This window comes from Hylemonella gracilis ATCC 19624, from assembly GCF_000211835.1.
GTDB classification, from domain to species: domain Bacteria; phylum Pseudomonadota; class Gammaproteobacteria; order Burkholderiales; family Burkholderiaceae_C; genus Hylemonella; species Hylemonella gracilis.
The window spans coordinates 63,397-82,263 of sequence record NZ_AEGR01000050.1 but is presented as its reverse complement, the minus strand read 5'-3'; the positions used below and the strand labels follow the sequence as shown (position 1 = coordinate 82,263).

Below are 18,867 nucleotides of genomic sequence, written 5' to 3'. Positions count from 1 at the left end.
AACGGCAACACGCCGTTGGTGTAGGTCGGTCCGACCGCGATGCTTTCCCCCTTCACGGTGTCACGTCCACTGAACGGGTCCCTCAGGCTGCGCACGAAGACCACACTGCCGTGCATGGCGCTGGCCTGGGTGTCCAGCGCGTCCAGCACCTTGGGCAGATCGCGAGATTCTCCCGCCGTCACGACCACCACGCTGCGGCCCGAGGCCAAGGGAGATTCAAACCCCAGCAGCGCAGCCAAAGGGCCCGTGGCTTCGATGCGCTCCTGCGTCACGGAGCGGGTCTCGCGTGGCAAGCCGAAACCACCGTACAAGGCGGTGCCGGGGCGCGCGGGCTGACTGACGCTGCGCTGGGTGCCCGCCACCACGGCGGGCAGGTGCTCCTTCCAGTCCTGCAACAGGGGCTGCGCGGGCGCGGTGCCGATCAGCAGCAGGTCGCGGTCGCGCACCGTGTCCACCTGCCGCGGCCCCACCACGGCGACCTGGGTGGCCGGGGTGCCGGTGGATTCGCCCATGCGGCCCAGCAGCGTGAGCAGGGTCTCGATGTCGTCACGGCCCGGCTGCTCGGGCACGACCACCGCCGTCTGCGACAAGTCCGCGTACCGGGTGAAGGGAAAGCCCAGGGACGCGAAGTGGCTGAGCTGCGGCAGCTCGACGTAATGCGGGTAGCCGGAGAAATCGATGGTGGAGTCCGGATCGACCGCGCCGCGTGCGTTGTCCACGGCGGGGTTCTCGCAATCGGCGCCACGGTGCGTGGCGAAGGAATAGGCGTACTGCAACTGGCTGCGCGGCGCGAGCTGGAAGGGCGACAGCACCACGCGCTGGCGTTCGACGGCCAGGCCCTTGTCCATCAAAGGCAAGGACCAGGACCGCTCCTCGCCGCGGCCCGGCTCGGACGCGCGCAAGTTGAAGGCCTGCACCAGGGACTGGTTGAGGCTCATGGTCATGCGCGATTCGCCCGCGCGCACGGGCGGCGTGTAGCGGAACTTCAGGTCCACCGGCACGCCCTGGCTCTTCCAGGCGTAGAGGTCGGGCGGAATGCGCAGGTCCACGCGGATGCTGTCGGTCTGGCGGCCGGCCGCCTGCAGCTGCTCGGGCGTCTGAACCAGTTCACCGAAAGTCGTGGGGCGATCCATGCGCACCCAATTGGGCGCGTCGTAGGGCGCGCGCGCAGGGGCTGCCGGGCCGGGCTGCACCGCCACTTGCGAGCCCGAGAGCGCGATCGCGCCGCGCACCAGGGCGTCGGCGGCGACGCGCAAGTCTTCGCCGTCGCGGCCGCTGACCAGCAGCAGGCGCGACCCACCGTCGCCCGGGTTGCTCAGCATGCTCAGGCCGGGGCCGGTGAAGGGGGGCGTCTGGGCCAGCCAGGCCGGCCGCTCGCTGTTGGTCGCGAAGACCAGGGCGTGGCCTGCTGGCAAGGCGCCATCCACGCCGTCCAGGTGGGCCGTGAAACGCGCGCCGCGCCAGGCCGCCAGCTGGCCGAACCACGATGCGGTGATGCCCGCGGCGCGCAAGGTGGCGGGCGAAGGCTGCGCGGCGAACACGAAGGGCAGGTTCAAGCGCCCCAAGTCGCGCGGGTCGAAAAAAGGTTCGGGCAGGCGCGCCAGGTCGTTGCGCAACTCGATCGGGCGCACGGTCAGCTCCAGCTCGCTGGCGCCGCTGACATCAGCCCACAGACTGCTGTGCCCGGAGAGTTCGCAGTTCTGCGCGTAGTGGCCGACGAACTGCAGCGTCAGGCGGTTGAAGTCGACGATGAAACGCGGGTCGATCGTCACCTCTTGCGTCACCGGCTGGCCCGCGTTGTTGGCCGTGAGGGGCAGCGTGGTCATGACCTCGTCGTTGAGCAGCACCTTGATGTGCGACTGCCCGGGGATCAAGGCGGGCGAGTACGCGTAGCGCAACCGCAGCACGGCCTGGGTGACCAGTTCGTCGGCGCGCAGACCGAAGTTGATGTCGGCCCGGCCCTCGGTCGTGCGCAGGCGGAACGCGGTCTGGTTGCCGAGCTGCCCCAGGTTCAGACGGCGCACCCGCGTCGGCAGCGGTGACGCGGTCGTGTTGGAGACCGTGGGCATCGTGGCCGCGTTGACTGGGGCCGCGGACGCCGACGCCGGGGCCGCCCTCGACCAAGCCGGGCCCCCAAGCAGCGAAGACAGGGCGGTGACCAGGGTCAGCGCGGCGGCGCCCCCTCGGGATGGCGAAAAAACAAGGGTCTGTCGGTTCATGCGAATTCAGTGGGTCGGCGAGGACCGGCCTGCGGTACGGACTGCGGTACGGACTGAGCAGGCGACGAGCTGGGGAGCCTGCCGGAGACGGGCGTGCGCGGCAACAGGCTGGCGATCCTCGCGCCCCAGCGCCGGCTGGCTTGCGTGAAGGGGGCGGCGAAGGGCAAGGCGTGTTCGGCGATGCGCTGGTAGCCGTCCACGCCGGTGCGCAGCACCTGGCGCAGACCCGCCAGGGGCCGGTCGCGCCGCCGCCCTTGCGACCAAGTCAGCCAGGCATCGGCGCGCCCAAAGGTGCACTGCACCAGGGCCATGCGCTGCTCCACGCCCTCCAGGGCCCAGCGCAGACGCAGGCGCGTCGCCGAGCTGCCCACCACTTGAGCGGGAAAAACGAATTCCTCCGCGCCCCGCCACAGCGACACCTGCACCGACGCGTTGGCTGGCAAGCCCTGCTTGGCCGGCACGGTGAGCGACAGGCCGCCTTCAGAAAAGTCCTCGGTCTCGCAGCGCAGCAGCTGGCCATCGGGCCGGCGCAGCGCGGCGGGCAGTCGCATGTCGACGCGGTGAGTGCGGCGCACCTGCCGGGTTTCGGAGGCCACCGAAACAGCCGCGCCCAGCAACAGCACGTTGTAGCCCACCCAGAACAGGTTGAGCAGCGTGGTCGGAATCTCGTCCACCGGCCCCCAGAACACCCGCCAGATGCCAAAGCCCAGGCCCAGCAGGTTGAGTCCGATGATGACGAGGTAAGGCAGCGAGATGCGCCAGTCGAAGTAGTTGCGCTCGACCAGGCCGCCCTTGCCGGTGACATTGAATTGGCCCTGGCGCGGGTCGATCAGCGCGGCCAGGGTCGGGCGCCAGATGTACCAGGCCAGCACCGTCTCGTAGACCTCGGCCCAAAAGGAATGGCGGTGCGCGCCCTGGATGCGCGAGTTGGTGATGTTGGCGTGCACCATGTGCGGCAGCACGTAGAGCAGCACGGCGATGGCCGGCGTGTAGATCACGTAGGCGTGGAACAGCAGGAAGGCCAGCGGCGCGGTCAGGAAGATCAGGCGCGGGCCGCCGTTGAGGAAGTGCAGCATCGCGTTGCCGTAGCAGATGCGCTGCATCCAGTTCAGGCCCTTGCCCAGGAAGGGGTTGTCGATGCGGAAGATCTGCGCCATGCCGCGCGCCCAGCGGATGCGCTGGCCGATGTGGGCGGACAGGCTCTCGGTGGCCAGTCCCGCCGCCTGCGGCACGTTGATGTAGGCCGTGTTGTAGCCCAGCCGCTGCAGCTTGAGCGCAGTGTGGGCGTCTTCGGTCACCGTCTCGACCGCGATGCCGCCCACCTCCTGCAACGGCGCGCGCTTGAGCACCGCGCAGGAACCGCAGAAGAAGGCGGCGTTCCAGAGGTCGTTGCCGTCCTGGATCACGCCATAGAACAGCTCGCCCTCGTTGGGCATGGTGCGAAACAGACCCAGGTTGCGCTCGAAGGGGTCGGGCGAGAAGAAGTGGTGCGGCGTCTGCACCAGGGCCAGCTTGGGGTCACGCAGGAACCAGCCCATGGTGGCCTGCAAGAAGGAGCGCACCGGAATGTGGTCGCAGTCGAAGACGGCGATGTATTCACCCTCGGTGCGCGTCAGCGCGTGGTTGAGGTTGCCGGCCTTGGCGTGCTTGTTGTCGGGGCGGACGATGTAGCCCACGCCCGACTGTTCGGCGAACTGGCGGAAAGCCTCGCGCCGCCCATCGTCGAGCAGCCAAACCTTGATCTTGTCGCGCGGCCAGTCCAGGCCCAGGGCCGCATGGACCGTGGGCATGACCACGTTCAAGGGCTCGTTGTAGGTCGGAATGAACACGTCCACCGTCGGCCAGTCGCGCGTGTCCTCGGGCAGGGGCGCGGGCTTGCGCTTCAGGGGCCAGGCCGACTGCACGTAACCCAGCAGCAAGATGATCCAGGTGTAGACCTCGGCGGCCAGGAGCAGCAGGCCCCAGATCAGGTCCAGGCTTTCCTGCCAGTTCAGCGTCTCGGTCACGCGCCACCAGAGGTAGCGCGTGGAAGCGGTGAGGGACAGGACGATCAGCAACAAGGTCGCCACCGAGCCCGGCACGCGCCGCACCAGCATGGCAATCGCCCACAACAAGGTGATGAACACCAGTTGGGCCACGGTGTTGAAGGGGGTGGTCACGCACAGGAAAGCCAGCAAGGCGGCCAAGCCATAGGCGGCGTAGCGCAGCAAGGGCCGGTCCCACAGCCCATGTCCAGCGAGCGCTTCAGACCGCGTTTGCAAACGCTGCCAATCCGCCGAGCGCGGCCGGACCCGGTGACTCCAGGTCTCCCACCCCCTGCGCATGCGTCGTGGCACCCACCCAAGCGCGGCGCTCGCGACCCGTGACGGCAGCGCGCGCCAAGCCTGCCCCCACGCCCTTGAACGGCCGGGTGACCCGGTCCGCGGCATGGCGCGCACCAGGGCCAGCCACAGCAGCTGCAGGGGCACGCGCAGCACATCCCCCCAGCGCGGCCGGCGCAGGTTCACATGCGGAAAGGCCATCGCGCACCAAGAACACCAGCCCGACCAGGTGGTCCAAGGTGGCGCGCGAAAAACCAGGGACAGCAGGCGGTCGCGCCAGGGCAAGTCCGGCGCGACGCCTCCCGCGCGCCACAAGCGCCCCCAGAAACCCCCGGCATGGGTGCGGCCCGCGCTCACTCGGGGCGCCCCAGGTCCGGCCAATTCGCGGGGGCAGCGGGCAGCGGCCGACCGGCCGCACGGGCCTCGATCTGGCCCAGCCGGGCGAGTGTCCAGGTGGCCAGGGCGGCGCAATCGTGCGCGGCCTGGCTGGCTGGCGCGACATCGAACACCGTCTGCTTGCAGGCCAGGGCCTCGCGCAGCGATTCATCGCGGTGCACGAGGGTCGGGGCGAAGACCGACTTGTAGCCGGTCCGCAGCAACAGGGCGATGTCACGGTCCAAGAGGCGCGCGGGGTCATGGCCGTTGAGCACGATGGCGGTCTCGGGCGGGCGCCCTGTGTCGGGCGCGCCCGGCATGCCCACCGCCCCTTCCCACCCGCGCTCGATCCTGCGCGTGGCTTGGGCGTAGGACAGCGTGTCCGGCGCGCAGACCAGCAGCGCCAGGTCGGCCGCCGTCAGGGCCTGGTCGCGCAGCGCCGCGGCTGCGATGGGGCAGTCGCAGACCACGATGGTGCCCGGGTCCAACTCGGTCTCCTCCAAGCGGTCGCGCAGCCAGCGGGGGTGCGCGCGCAGCGTCTGCGCCAGGCGCTCCGTTGCGGCATCGTCACGCAGCGCGCCAAAGGGCACGAACGCGCGGCCCTGGCTGTCACGCCAGGCGGCGTCGTGCCAGGCCTGCTCCGCCAGCAATTGCCGGGCCCAGCCCTGCTCCTCGGCCCACTCCATGCCATAGAACAGGCGCAGGGCATTGGCTGGGGACAGATCGATGGCCAGGACGGGGCGCTTCTGCAAGGCCAGCGCGCAGGCCAAATGGGCCGCCACCGTGGTGGCGCCCGCACCGCCCGTGGCGCCCATGACCGCGACCAAGCGCACGTGTTGGCCTGATTCCTGGCTCAAGGCGCGCGCGACCGTCCGCACGACTGACCGACGATCTCCGCCAGCAAGGGCCAGCGGCCCGCCGCGGCCTGGGCGGCTTCGTCACGCACCAGCTCTTGGTAGTCCGCTGATCGCGATGCCGCGCCGACGTGGGCGAACAGGGCCGTGACGTCGCTGCCCGGTAGACCGGACGCAGCGCGGGTTTCGGAATTTCGAGTCGGAACCGCCATGGGAAATGGAGCAATCTACCTAGGGAATACCAGATTATGTTACAAATGAATCGATGGCTGTAACAATTAGTCCTCATTCCGTCTACGGTTTGAGTATCCAGAATCTGGCACCGGCACTCCACATGGAGACGGGCAAGGTGTATGCCATCGTGGGCGAGGACGATGCGCCATCCGCCGCGTTGCTGTGGCAAACGCTGCTCGACGCCTCTGAAAAAGGGGCAGCCGCCACCTTGATTTCGGCGCCGGGCATGGCCGAACACCTCGCGCAATCTGGCCTGCAAACAAAAGCACATGAGGCCCTACGCCGCAAGAGCCTTGCTGTATTTGAAACCGTGCCACCAGCGCGGTCGGCCACCCCGCCCACCCCTGCCGCGAACCTCGCCCACGCACACGGCCTGGTACAGGATTTGACGTATCTGGAACGCAAGACGGGCCGACGGGCCCAGCTGCTGGTGATCAACGGCATGGACACCCTGTTCCCAGCGCTCGACGAAGCCACGCTGCGCTTTTGGCGCACCTGCGCCGAGCAAGAGGACCGCGCCGTGGTTCTGCTGTTCCGTGAGCACGCTCGGGCCTTGTCGGCCCTCAGGCCCATGGTCCATGTCGTCGCGGGCCTGGCTGAACTCAAAAGCCGCTACGGCGCGACGACCCTGGGCATTTTTCACTGGTTCCACCGGGAAGGCCTGCTGGCGAGCCGCAGCGTGGCGGTGCGCCAAGGAAGCCGAGGCGCCCTGGAAGTCTGCGAGCCCCCGCGAGGCACGCAAGCTTCCAACGCCCTGACGACCCCGCCCCCGGCGGCGGACGAAGCCCAGTTCATCGCCATGGGCTCGGTCTTCGCACCGCAGGAGAAAGCCCCCTCGGGCTGGCGCATCACCGACGACGACCTCGCCCTGGTGCAGGCACTGGGCGAAGACGCGGTGGCCGCCACCTTCGTGCTGGCCTTCACGCCCGAGACCGACTTCGATCCCTTGGCGCGCTGCATCTACGGCCTGCGCAAGCGCGGCGGCCCCCGGGTGAAGATCCTGGTGCGCGAGGTCGGCACCCGACTGCGCTACAACCAGGAGACTCTGGCCGTTCGGCTGGGCGCCAACCTGGTGGTCCCGGCCGAACTCAGCACCGCGCGCTTTCTGAGCCTGAGCACCATGGTGCAGGGCCAGGTCTTCCCGCACAGTCTGCCGTCCAGCTACGAGCAGGCGCTCAAGACCAGCATGCCAGAGCAGGAACGCGGTTACCAGCCCCCCGCCGAGTTCACGCGCACGGTGCGGGCCGCGCTGGCCCAGAGTCAGGTGCTGGGCGTGCAGGTGGCGCTGGTGCGCCTGCCCCTGGCCTACGGCCTGCAGCCCTTGGACGCGCTGCGGTACTGCACGATCAAGCGCGCGGGGGACCTGTGCGGCGCGGACGCGGCGAGCGTCTACCTCTTCCTCTACGCCTGCCGCGAGAACGACGTGGACGCCACGCTCAAGCGCCTGTTCACCCTGCCCGTTGGAGAACTCTTCACGGGCGATGACCGCCTGCTCTCGCCGCGCGCCATCGAGGACGCGCTGCGTGACTACGACAGCCGCGGCGCGAGCGGGCGGTTCCCCGAGCTCACGGGCGAGCTGGCGCGGCTCGCCTCAGCCCCCGGGCTGGCGGCATCCAGTCCGTCGACGGTGAGCTCGGCGCCACAAGAATCCGCTGCCCAGCCGACCCCCGCCGCCAGCCGCGCACGCAACACCAGCGCCTCACTCTCGGCAGCGTATGTCGCACCACCGCCCGCGGTGCCGGCGCCGCTGACGCTGCGTGAGCCGCGCGCGGCCGTGGCGTTGGCAACTTCATCCAGCGACAACGCCGAAGGCCTCGCAGCTTCCGATCTCAGCCCCATGCTCTCGACCCATTCATGACTTTCACCGTTGCCCTGCTGCTCCTCGCCTTGGGGGTCCTGATCGGTTACCAGTTGCCCGGGCGGATGGCCGCCTTGAAGGCGCTGCTGCGACGCCTGCGCTACCGCCCACAGCACTTGCGCGCCTGGACCCCGGACCCGGCGCCCGCCCAGCCCCAGCCCCGGTCCCGCGCCGCCAACCCAGCCTCGCGCCGCCATGGCTGAGCCCGGTTCGTCCTCCGGGCCCCGCGCTTCGAACGCCCTGACCCCCGCGGCGCCCATCCACCTGGGCGGCTGGAGCTTTTATTTCATTGCCAAGTTCGTGCTCTACGCGCGCGAGCTGATCGGCTGGCATGCGCTGGAGAACCTGGCTTTCGCCGCCGCCCTGCTGGTGCCTGTGCAGCCCGCCTGGCGGCGCGTGCGCAACGGGCTCGCGCTGCCGGTGGCGGCCGCCCTGCTCTACCACGACTCCTGGCTGCCACCGTTCTCACGCCTGTGGTCACAAGCCACGCTGCTGAGCGACTTCAGCGCCGAGTACCTGCTGGAACTGGCCGGACGCTTCGTGAATGGGCAGGTGATCGCGCTGCTGGTGTTGGCCTGGGCCGCGCACCGTGTCGTGGCGCCCTACCTGCGCACGGGCGTGCTGGTGATGGCGGGATTGATCGGGCTGGCGCTCGCGCCCCATGTCCAGGCACTGATGCCCGGCAGCCCTCCGCCGGCCATGGCCGCGCAGAGCGCGGAGCCAGCACGGGGCCCGCTCGACCCGGACGCCCTGCTGCGCGAGTTCTACGCGGCCGAGGCGCAACGCGCGGTGCGCCTGCCCGACGCGGCGTCGACTGCGGCGCAAGCGCCGTTCGACATCGTCTTCCTGCATGTCTGCTCGCTGTCGTGGGACGACCTGCGCCTCGCCGGACTCGACCAACACCCCTTGTGGTCACGCTTCGACGCGCTGTTCACGCAATTCAATTCCGCGGCCTCGTACAGCGGTCCCTCGGCCATCCGCATTCAGCGCGCCCTGTGCGGACAAACCTCGCATCACGGTTTGTACGACCCAGCCAGCGACCAGTGTTATCTGTTCCCCAACCTCAAGCGCGCCGGCTACACGCCTGAGCTGGCGATGAACCATGACGGTCACTTTGACGACTTCCTGCCCGTGTTGCGCCGCCAGGGCCTGAACGCGCAGCCCCTGTCTCTGGCCGGCGTGCCCATCCCTCAGCGAGGCTTCGACAACTCCCCCATCCACGACGACCTGGCGGTCCTGACACGCTGGCTGGACGCGCGTCGGCAGCAGGACCCGGGCCAGACCGCCCAGGACCGCTCGGCGCTCTACTACAACACCATCAGCCTGCACGATGGCAACAAGCTGGTTTCCGGCGGCAAGCTCGATGCGGTGTCGAGCTACCGAGTGCGAGCGGGCAAGCTGTTCGACGACATCAACGCCTTCCTGAGCCTGCTCGAACAAAGCGGCCGCCGCGCCGTGGTCGTGCTGGTGCCTGAACACGGCGCGGCACTGCGCGGCGACAAGTTCCAGATCGCCGGGCTGCGTGAGATTCCCACGCCCAGCATCACCACCGTCCCGGTGGGCGTGAAAATCATTGGGGCCCAGCGTGACGGCGATGGCGCGCGCATCGACGCACCCAGCAGCTACCTCGCTCTTTCACAGTTGCTGGCGCATGTGATGACCCGCCCGCCCTTCGAGGCGGGGACGGCATCCGACACTCCGGCCCGCTTCCGCATGTCCGACTACACCGCCCAACTGCCCTCCACCCGCTACGTGGCGGACCACGAGGGCACGGTCGTCATGGCCTTGCCCGATGGCCATGGCGGGGACAGCACAGGCGCGGAAACCGCCGGCCATGCCACGCACTACCTCATCCAGCGCGCGGGTCAAGCCTGGCAAGACTATGCGCCCTGAGCAGCGGCTGAAGCGCTTGCTGACGATGCTGCTCGCCACCCTGGCGCTGACGGGCCAAGCTACTCCGGTGCCCGCTGAACGGTCAGGCCAGCCACCGGCATCGGCGCAGACCCGCGTGATCCGCTGGCCCCATGCTGTCGCTTCCGCGCATCCGGGCTCTGGGTCGTCCGCGTCGCCAGCGCTCAGGCTGCGCCCCGGCTTCGCGGCACCGCCCCTGGACTTCAGCCTGCGGGCGGACGAGACCGTGACCCAGGCCAGCGCCCGCCTGAGTTACGCCTTCGCGCCCGGCCTGTCCCCCTCGCTGACGCACCTGCGTGTGCTGCTCAACGGCGAGGTCGTGGCCACCGTGCCGATGCCGCGTGACGGGGCAGGCCCCAGCAACAAGCACAAGGGCAGTGGACAGACCGCCGCGCTGCGGACCCAGGACATTGCTCTCGATCCGACCGCGCTGCAGCGTTACAACCAGCTGAGGTTGGAGCTGGTGGCCGACGCAGATGCGACGGCGTCATGCCCCGCGCCCGGCAGTCCCAGGCCGGACCAGGGCTCGGCCCACTCCCCCGCGCCGGACGAACCCTGGGCGGACATCGCCGCGGACAGCGCGGTGCGTCTGACGGTGCGGCGGCGCAGCCTGCCCAACGATCTGGGCCTGTTGCCCGAGCCCTTCCTGGACCGCGCCGACGTTGGGCCTGTGTCCCTGCCTTTCGTCTTCGCGGCCGCGCCGTCCGACACGGTCTTGCGTGCGGCAGGCATCACGGCCTCCTGGTTCGGGATGCTGGCCCCATGGCACCGACCGCGCTTTCCCGTTCACGTGGACGAACTGCCCACCGGGCATGCCGTGGTCTTCGCCACCAACCGTGAACGCCCCGCCGCGCTCGCCCAGTTGCCGCCCTTCAGCGGCCCGGAGCTGCGGGTGCTGGACCATCCCACTGAGCCTCTGGCCAAGCTGCTGCTGATCGGCGGGCGGGACGACGCGGATCTGGCGCGGGCGGCCCAGGCGCTGGCCTTGGGATCGGGGGGGCTGTCCGGTGCGCAGGCCCGGGTGCATACCCCCCAGGATGCCCCCCCCAGGCAAGCTTACGACGCCCCGAACTGGGTCCGCCTGGACCGGCCCATGCGCTTTGGCGAGTTGGTGGACAACCCGGCACAACTGCAGGTGCAGGGCCAGTCGCCGCCCCCGGTGGCCTTGAGTCTGCGCCTTCCGCCCGACCTCTTCACCTGGCGCAGCCGCGGTGTGCCGGTGGACCTGAAGTTGCGCTACACCCCTCCAGGGCTGGAGGGCGGCAGTTCGGCCCGGGAGGGCCGGGAAGCCCAGGTGACCCTGCGCATCAACGGCGAAGCCGTGCAGACCATGCGGCTGAGCGCCAGTGGCCGGGGCGGTACCAGCGCGCGCGTGGTGCTGCCGCTGCTGGACGCGGGACTGATGGGCGACAGCCGGGAATTGCTGATTCCCGCCTTCAAGCTCGGCAGCCGCAACCAGCTGGACTACGTCTTTGACTTTGGGGGCGCCGCCGATCTCGGCTGTGGCGAGGCACGGCCAGGCAGCCTGCGCGCCCTGATCGATGCGGATTCGCGCATCGATTTCTCAGGCCACCCGCACTACGCCGAGATGCCCCACCTGGGCTACTTCGCCACGTCCGGTTTTCCCTTCACGATCCACGCGGACCTCGGTCAGACCGTGGCCCTGCTGCCCGAAACGCCCGCCCCGCGAGAAATCGAGGTGCTGCTGGCCTTGTTGGCGCGCATGGGCGAAACCACGGGCTACCCCGCCACACGGCTGCAGGTGATGCGCGGCCATCGGCAAGGCGAGCTCGGCCCGCTGCGGGACCGTGATCTGTTGATGGTCGGCACGCCCCAGCGGCTGCCGCTGCTGCAAAGCTGGCACAAGACCTGGGAACCGCTGCTGGCGGAACGGCACGAGTTCCAGGCGGCCGTGCTGGGTTTTGAATCGCCCCTGACACCGCGACGCAGCGTGGTGGCCGTGACCGCGACCACCCCCGAGTCCCTGACCCAGGTGCTCGACTTGCTGGACCAGGACGGGGCCGTCTACGCATTGCACGGTGGCGCCGTGCTGCTGCCGGGCCGTGAAGGCACGGCTGCCGACAGCATCCCGGCCCCGAAGGGTTACACGACGGGTGAACTGCCTTTCTGGACGGCGGTGTGGTACCCGCTGTCCCGACACCCCGTGTTGCTGGCCCTGATGGCGGTGCTGGCCGTGCTGGTCCTCGCCTTCGCGCTCTGGCGCAGCCTGAACGCCGCAGCACAACGGCGTCTGGGCGTACCTGAGGCCTGAGCCAGCGCCGACGGCAAGCGGCCACCGGCGGGAAATCAGCGCTTGAAGGCGACGACGCGCTGGGTCTGCGTGCCCAGGCCCTCGATGCCCAGCGTCATCACGTCGCCGGGCCGCAGGAAGCGCTGTGGCTTCATGCCCATGCCCACGCCGGGCGGTGTGCCGGTGATGACCACGTCACCGGGGGTGAGCGTCATGTATTCGCTGAGGTGGCTGATGATCTTGGCCACGCTGAAGATCATGGTGCGGGTGTTGCCGGTCTGCATGCGCTGGCCGTTGACGTCCAGCCACATGGCCAGCTTTTGCGGGTTCGGGATCTCGTCTTTCGTCACCAGCCAGGGCCCCAAGGGGCCGAAGGTGTCGCAACCCTTGCCTTTGTCCCACTGACCGCCGCGCTCCAACTGGAAGGCGCGTTCGCTCACGTCGTTGGCCAGCACGTAGCCCGCAACGTGGTCCAGCGCAGCCTTCTGCGTGACATGGCGCGCGGTCTTGCCGATGACCACGCCCAGTTCCACCTCCCAGTCACCCTTCTGGCTGCCCTTGGGCAGCATCACGTCATCGTCGGGCCCCTGGATACAGCTGATGGCCTTGGTGAAGACGATGGGTTCGGCCGGAATGGGCATGCCCGCTTCCTTGGCATGGTCGCTGTAGTTCAAACCGATGGCGATGAACTTGGGCGTCCCGGCGACCGGTGAGCCATAGCGGACCTTGCCGCGAACGAGCGGGAGTTTGTCGGCCTTCAGTTTTTGCAGCTTGTTCAGCGCTGCGTCCGACAGTTGCGCGGGCCCGATGTCAGGCAACACCCCGGCGAGCGAGCGCAGCTTGCCTTCGGCATCGATCAGGCCAGGCTTTTCCTGGCCGGGCTTGCCGTAGCGAACGAGTTTCATGGCGGTCTCCTACTTGTTGTTGGTCGTTCCGGGCCTTGTCATGCCCCACGGGTGCCAGGGCCTCAGCCCATGCCCCGACGGGGTGCAGTCTCGCCTGGAAGGGGCACAGGGCGGCGCGCAGGTGTCCGCCGCGCGTCGGCCTCAGCGCAGCATTTGCGCCAGGCTGTCGTCCAGGAATTCCGTGGGCGGACGGCGAAAGCCTGAGCGGGCAAAACGCTGCAGACGCCCCACCACGAAGGCCGTCAACACAGAAGCCTGCACCTGGGCATCGGCCGAGGGCGTGGAGGCGTCTGCCGCCCCGCCAAAGCGCAGGCCTTGCTTGAGCAGGGTTTCGATCTTGTCGAAAAACTGGTTCATGCGCTGCTGCAGGCGCTCGTTCTCGTAGACCAGGGCGTCACCCACCATCACCCGCACCATGCCGGGGTTCTTCTCGGCGAACTGCAGCAGCATGGTCACGACCGCCGCGGCCTGGCGCAGGCCCGCGCTGGGGTCGGTAGCCTGGGATTCGCGCTCGGCAATCTGGTTGGCCAAGGTGAACACGGACTGCTCGATGAATTCGATCAGCCCCTCGAACATCTGTGCCTTGCTGGCGAAATGGCGGTAAAGGGCGGCCTCGCTCACTTCCAGCCGGGCTGCCAGGGCGGCGGTGGTGATGCGCTCGGCGCCGGGTTGTTCCAGCATGGAAGCCAACGCCTGCAGGATTTGGATGCGCCGCTCGCCCGGCTTGGGGCGTTTGCGGGCCGGGGCGGCCTCCGCACCAGCCTCCAACTCGGGGGCGTCCGTGGCGGGAGGTTCGGCGGCGGAGGGAAGGTCGGCGTCGGACATTCGGTGCGGAGAATCAGTGTTGAGCGGTACGGGCCATTGTCCAACATTCGGCAGCGGTAATTCAGGATGGACAGGAATCTCCATCCCCCGGGCCCTCAATGCGAACGGATCATGGTGCCGTAGGCATCACCGGTCAGGATTTCCAACAGCATGGCATGGGGCACCCGGCCGTCGATGATGTGCACGGCATTCACGCCGCTGCGGGCCGCGTCCACCGCGCCCGCGATCTTCGGGATCATGCCGCCCGAAATGGTGCCGTCGGCGGTCAACTCGTCGATGCGTTTCATGGTCAGTTCGGTCAGCAATTGGCCCTGCTTGTCCAGCACGCCGGGAATGTTGGACAACATCAGCAATTTCTCGGCCTGCAACACCATGGCCAACCTGGCCGCCACCACGTCGGCGTTGATGTTGTAGCTCTCGTTGGCTTCGCCAAAACCGATGGGACTGATCACCGGGATGAACTGATCGTCTTGCAGGGCCTTGACGACCGAGGGATCGATGGCGGTGATGTCGCCGACCTGGCCCAGTTCGGGGTTCAAGGTTTTCGCGCGGATCATGCCGCCGTCACGCCCCGTCAGGCCCACGGCCTTGCCGCCCGCCTGGTTGATCAGGCCCACGATGTCCTGCTGCACCTCGCCGGCAAGCACCCATTCCACGACCTCCATGGTCTCGGCGTCGGTCACGCGCATGCCCTGGACGAACTCACCCTTCTTGCCCAGGCGCTTCAACGCCGTCTCGATCTGAGGCCCACCGCCATGCACCACCACGGGGTTGATGCCCACCAGCTTGAGCAACACCACGTCTTCCGCGAAGGCCCGCTGCAGCGCAGGCTCCGTCATCGCGTTGCCACCGTACTTGATGACCATGGTCTTGCCATGGAACTGGCGGATGTAGGGCAGGGCCTGGGCCAGGATGGCGGCTTTGTTCTGCGACGAAAAGACGGAGGATGAAGACATGACAGAAACAAGTGAGGCAGACGACGCGGATGGTACTGCGATCATTCTGCGGTGAGACAAGCATCTCTCAAAGTGCGCCGCGTCCAGTAAGAACCACCCGTACGGTTTTCATCAAAATGACAAAATCGAGCCACAGCGACCAGTTGCGGACGTACCAATTGTCCAGGGCGAGGCGTTGCTCGAAAGCGGCGTTGCTGCGTCCGCTGACCTGCCACAAACCGGTAATCCCTGGCTTCACGCTCTTGTAGGATGCAATGGCCTCAGGTGTGACGCGTTCCAGCTCACGATGCAGAAAGGGACGCGGCCCCACCATGCTCATCTCGCCGCGCAACACATTCCACAACTGCGGCAATTCATCAATACTCATGCGCCGCAACCATTTCCCACATCGCAACAAACGCGGATCGTCAGCCAGCTTGAAATTCTTTTGATACTTCGCATATAGCTCTGGATGGTCAGTCCGCCAAAGCTCCAGCGCTTGGTCAGCATCTCGAACCATGCTGCGAAACTTATAGAAGCCGAACTCATGGCCACCTTCACCAATCCGCATTTGGCGATAGAAGATAGGCCGACCATCTTCCAGCCAGATGCGTAGCGCCGCCCAAAGCATCAAAGGCGAGAACAGCAACAGCGCCAAGGACGCCCCGATGACATCCGCCACTCTCTTGGTCCAGATGGCTCGTCGCTTGAGCAGGTTTTGCTGTAAACGGAGGAAAACGGCATCACTACTCACGAAAGACTGAATCTGCATGCCGTGCACCGGCAAACCCCAAAGCGGCGGCGCGAGCAGCACATCGAAGCGGTGCGTTGTCGTTAGTACTTCCGCCAAGACCCGCGGACGAGGAGATTCAAAATTCTGTGGTGCGATGATGACGGTGCTGCACTCAAGTGCCTGTGCTTGCAAAGCGACATCTGATGTCATTTCACCCACAGTGGCTACGACCTCAAGACCGAGATGCCGCTCCTGCAGGATGGCCAAGCGTGCCTCATCCGCATTAATGCCCTGGCCAACTACAAGGGCACGCAAGCGCCACTGGCCGCTCAACAGCAGCATCTCACGCATAGCGAGCCGGGCCATCGGGATTAACAGGAATGCGAGCACCCATGCCAGCAGGAATTGCGTCCGTGTATAGGCCACTTGAGCGAAAAAACTCAGCGCGAAGCTACCCAAGGCCACGATGGCCAAGCTGCGCCAGACGATGCTCACCTCATCCCAAAAAGCAGCGCGCTTTGTGTACTGCCCCAAAAAGGCAAATACGCCAAGTGCAGCCAACGCACCCAGGACAAAGAGACTGCCGACTGGGCTGTTGAAGGGCCAAAGCTGGTGCCACACCCCACGCTCCAACAAGACGGCCCCCGCAACCGCCAGCCCCCATGCCAATAAAAAAGCACCCACATCGCCAACCAGCAATGCAAGCAAGCGAACCATCTGAACTCCCCGGGAGCGCGTAATCACAGGAAAAAAAGACAAAATCAAATGCTCTCTTTTTTATGTTCAACTTCATTCTGCTGCCAACGCCAGACGCTAGAACACATATCAACCAATCCACGCCGAGCTTGCCAGCCCAACATCTGCCGCGCCTTGTCTACCTTGGCGTAGGTCGATGCGACATCCCCCGGCCGACGATCCACGATCACGTAAGGAATCTTGCGCCCACTGGCCTGCTCGAAAGCGCGCACCAACTCGAGTACGCTACTTCCACGTCCAGCACCCAGATTGAATGCATGCCACCCTGAGTTAGTGCCTAAGAACTCCAAGGCAGCCAAATGCCCTTCCGCCAAGTCCATGACATGAATGAAATCACGCACTCCCGTTCCATCGTGGGTGTCATAGTCACCCCCAAACACTCTCAATTGAGAGCGGCGCCCCACAGCCACCTGTGAAATGAACGGCATCAAGTTGTTCGGCGTACCATTTGGATCCTCTCCAATCATGCTTGATTCATGAGCACCAACCGGGTTGAAATAACGCAAGCAAGCAATGCGCCAATCGGCATCCGATGCCGCCAAATCAGCCAACACTTCCTCAACGTGGAGCTTGCTACGCCCGTACGGATTGGTTGCGCCGGTAGGATGTTGCTCGTCCATAGGCAAATACCGAGGCTCACCATATACCGTTGCACTCGAACTAAAAACCAGAGTGCGCACGCCACCCTGCTGCATGGCACGCAAAAGACTTAGCGCGCCCGAGACATTGTTGTCGTAGTAGGCCAACGGCATGCCCACGGATTCACCCACCGCCTTCAGTCCCGCAAAATGCAGCACGGCATCAACACGATACTGGCATAACGTTTTCCTAAGCAGATCAGTGTCGCGGACGTCACCCCGCACAAGGGATGGGGCACGACCGAAGATCCGGCCCAGCCGCCCGGGCACATCTGCACGACTGTTGCAAAGGTTATCGAAAAGCACCACTTCGTGGCCAGCCTGACTCAATGCCACGGCCGCGTGGCTACCAATATAGCCATTGCCCCCTGTCAAAAGAATATTCACATTCCACCTCTTGCACTGCATCCCGGAACGCCGTCGCCCAATGCGCCGTCACTCCCCAGTGAGTCCTCAACGAATCCGGCAGTGTAGTCCCGGATCCGTCACATGGAGCCCTCTCCTGGGGGCGTTTTCGCTGCGGGTAGAATCCCCCGGCTATGGCATTGCAGCAATATTCCTAGAGACATCCTTCGGCCTGTCACCCGAACAGAACCCATGCAGCTCGTTTCAGTCGTACTTTCAGGCGGGGCGGGTACCCGCTTGTGGCCTGTTTCGCGCCAATCATTGCCCAAACCATTCATGCCGCTAGGTGGCAGTCCTTTGTTGACACAAGCGCTAGAACGTGGCCAGCATTGCGGCGCCAATGACACCTTGATAGTGACAAATCAGGATTATCTATTCCTGACCCGTAGCCTGATCGCCGACATGGACGCGCAGCCGGCTGCTCACTACCTGCTGGAACCACAAGGACGCAATACCGCACCCGCTATAGCCCTGGCTGCGCTGGCCTGCGCAACGATGCATGGCCCCGAAACCATCATGCTGGTGCTGCCGGCGGATCACCTGATCCCGGACACCGAGGCTTTCGTTGCCTGCGCGCTCGAAGCTGTTCACCATGCCCAAAAAGGTGAACTGGTCGTCTTTGGCATCCGCCCGACCAACCCGGAAACTGGCTTCGGCTACATCGAAGTTGCACAGCTCGGCCCACAAACTCAGGCGGCTCTGCGCTTTGTCGAAAAGCCCGACCAGCAAACCGCGCAGGAATACCTGGCAACGGGTCGTTATTACTGGAACAGCGGCATGTTTTGCTTCAGTGCTGGCGCTATATTGCAAGCCCTGAGAGAACACAGCCCAGAGGTGCTACAGGCCGCAGAACACACTTGGGGCCATGCCAGCACCCACGGCGACGCCAGTTGCTTCGATGCCCAGGCCTTCGCACAACTGCCCGACATCAGCATCGACTACGCCGTGATGGAGCGCGCACGCAATGTCACCCTGGTTCCTGCAAAATTCGGCTGGAGTGATGTCGGAAGCTGGCCTGCAGTGGCACAGGCCATTCCACCGGACCCTAGTGGCAACACCTTGAACTGCGCTCGTGGCACAGAATACATAGGCGTGGACACCAGCGGCACCCATGTGCACGTGGAAAGCCATGGCCCCAAAATCGTCGCGACAGTCGGCATTCGCGATCTGGTTATCGTAGACACACCCGATGCCCTGCTGGTCACTCACAAAGACGCAGCGCAGAAGGTCAAGTCTGTGGTGGACGCACTCAAAGCCCGCCAGCAAAGCTGTACGCAACTTCCCGCCATCGTGCATCGCCCATGGGGTACCTATGCCACGCTCAAAGAAGAAACGGGCTACAAGGTCAAACGGATCACGGTTCGCTCCGGCCAGTCGCTCAGCCTGCAATACCACCACCAACGCGCGGAACACTGGGTGGTGGTGCAAGGAACGGCCATCGTGCAAATCGGCGACTTGGAACACCTCACCGTGCCCGGCCAATACCGATACATCCCACTCAAGGAGAAACATCGCCTCACCAACATTGGTGACGACGAGTTGGTATTGATTGAAGTCCAGTGCGGCAGCTATCTGGGGGAGGACGACATCGTCCGCCTCGCGGATAAGTACGGTCGCACGGAACTGCCTGCCGGGAAATAGTTCGTT

At 66.2% G+C, this 18,867-nt stretch carries 14 protein-coding genes; 5 read left to right on the top strand and 9 right to left on the bottom strand.

The features are described from left to right. The 4 genes from bcsB (HGR_RS06780) to bcsR all read right to left on the bottom strand — a co-directional run. The coding region (gene bcsB / locus HGR_RS06780) for a cellulose biosynthesis cyclic di-GMP-binding regulatory protein BcsB (RefSeq protein ID WP_006297427.1) at positions 1-2,069 on the bottom strand (2,069 nt) is incomplete at its 3' end. A gap of 146 nt (positions 2,070-2,215) precedes the next feature. Next, positions 2,216-4,897, bottom strand: a complete 2,682-nt coding sequence (gene bcsA / locus HGR_RS06775) for a UDP-forming cellulose synthase catalytic subunit (RefSeq protein WP_006297426.1) — start codon at positions 4,895-4,897, stop codon at positions 2,216-2,218. Then, the gene (gene bcsQ, locus HGR_RS06770) at positions 4,894-5,772 is read right to left on the bottom strand and encodes a cellulose biosynthesis protein BcsQ (protein ID WP_138922425.1); all 879 of its coding nucleotides are present in this window, start codon (positions 5,770-5,772) and stop codon (positions 4,894-4,896) included. Before bcsQ ends, bcsA begins: the two co-directional genes overlap by 4 nt. Then, positions 5,769-5,981 carry a BcsR/BcsP family cellulose biosynthesis protein gene (bcsR, locus tag HGR_RS17255; RefSeq protein ID WP_006297424.1) on the bottom strand — a complete coding sequence of 71 codons (213 nt, stop codon included), beginning with the start codon at positions 5,979-5,981 and terminating at the stop codon, positions 5,769-5,771. Before bcsR ends, bcsQ begins: the two co-directional genes overlap by 4 nt. A gap of 53 nt (positions 5,982-6,034) precedes the next feature. Between bcsR and bcsE the strand changes: the two genes are divergently transcribed. The 4 genes from bcsE to bcsB (HGR_RS06750) are packed head-to-tail and all read left to right on the top strand — an operon-like array spanning position 6,035 to position 12,044. Further along, positions 6,035-7,861: a cellulose biosynthesis protein BcsE gene (bcsE, locus tag HGR_RS06765; protein ID WP_081463467.1), complete on the top strand. Its 1,827-nt coding sequence runs from the start codon at positions 6,035-6,037 to the stop codon at positions 7,859-7,861. After that, positions 7,858-8,064: a hypothetical protein gene (locus HGR_RS06760; RefSeq protein ID WP_006297422.1), complete on the top strand. Its 207-nt coding sequence runs from the start codon at positions 7,858-7,860 to the stop codon at positions 8,062-8,064. Before bcsE ends, HGR_RS06760 begins: the two co-directional genes overlap by 4 nt. Next, the gene (bcsG, locus tag HGR_RS06755; RefSeq protein WP_006297421.1) at positions 8,057-9,754 is read left to right on the top strand and encodes a cellulose biosynthesis protein BcsG; all 1,698 of its coding nucleotides are present in this window, start codon (positions 8,057-8,059) and stop codon (positions 9,752-9,754) included. Before HGR_RS06760 ends, bcsG begins: the two co-directional genes overlap by 8 nt. Continuing rightward, positions 9,696-12,044 carry a cellulose biosynthesis cyclic di-GMP-binding regulatory protein BcsB gene (bcsB, locus tag HGR_RS06750; protein WP_169312680.1) on the top strand — a complete coding sequence of 783 codons (2,349 nt, stop codon included), beginning with the start codon at positions 9,696-9,698 and terminating at the stop codon, positions 12,042-12,044. Before bcsG ends, bcsB (HGR_RS06750) begins: the two co-directional genes overlap by 59 nt. 35 nt (positions 12,045-12,079) lie before the next feature. On the opposite strand, the gene HGR_RS06745 is transcribed toward bcsB (HGR_RS06750), so the two are convergent. The 5 genes from HGR_RS06745 to galE form a co-directional block, all read right to left on the bottom strand. After that, positions 12,080-12,928, bottom strand: coding sequence for a fumarylacetoacetate hydrolase family protein (locus tag HGR_RS06745; RefSeq protein WP_006297419.1), 849 nt, complete (start codon positions 12,926-12,928; stop codon positions 12,080-12,082). A 141-nt stretch (positions 12,929-13,069) separates the two neighbouring features. After that, a complete protein-coding gene (slmA, locus tag HGR_RS06740; RefSeq protein WP_006297418.1) occupies positions 13,070-13,753 on the bottom strand; it encodes a nucleoid occlusion factor SlmA in 684 nt (227 codons plus the stop codon). Between the two features lie 95 nt (positions 13,754-13,848). Continuing rightward, on the bottom strand, positions 13,849-14,709 hold the full coding sequence (argB, locus tag HGR_RS06735) for an acetylglutamate kinase (RefSeq protein ID WP_006297417.1): 861 nt from the start codon (positions 14,707-14,709) through the stop codon (positions 13,849-13,851). 67 nt (positions 14,710-14,776) lie between these two features. Beyond that, positions 14,777-16,138 (bottom strand): exopolysaccharide biosynthesis polyprenyl glycosylphosphotransferase, encoded by a 1,362-nt coding sequence (locus tag HGR_RS06730; RefSeq protein WP_006297416.1) that lies wholly within the window; start codon positions 16,136-16,138, stop codon positions 14,777-14,779. Positions 16,139-16,182: 44 nt separating this feature from the next. Then, entirely contained in the window at positions 16,183-17,202 is a 1,020-nt protein-coding gene (gene galE / locus HGR_RS06725) for a UDP-glucose 4-epimerase GalE (protein ID WP_039852733.1), read from the bottom strand. A gap of 210 nt (positions 17,203-17,412) precedes the next feature. Here galE and HGR_RS06720 point away from each other — a divergent pair, with 210 nt between their 5' ends. Beyond that, on the top strand, positions 17,413-18,861 hold the full coding sequence (locus tag HGR_RS06720; protein ID WP_039852706.1) for a mannose-1-phosphate guanylyltransferase/mannose-6-phosphate isomerase: 1,449 nt from the start codon (positions 17,413-17,415) through the stop codon (positions 18,859-18,861). Positions 18,862-18,867 lie beyond the last annotated feature (6 nt).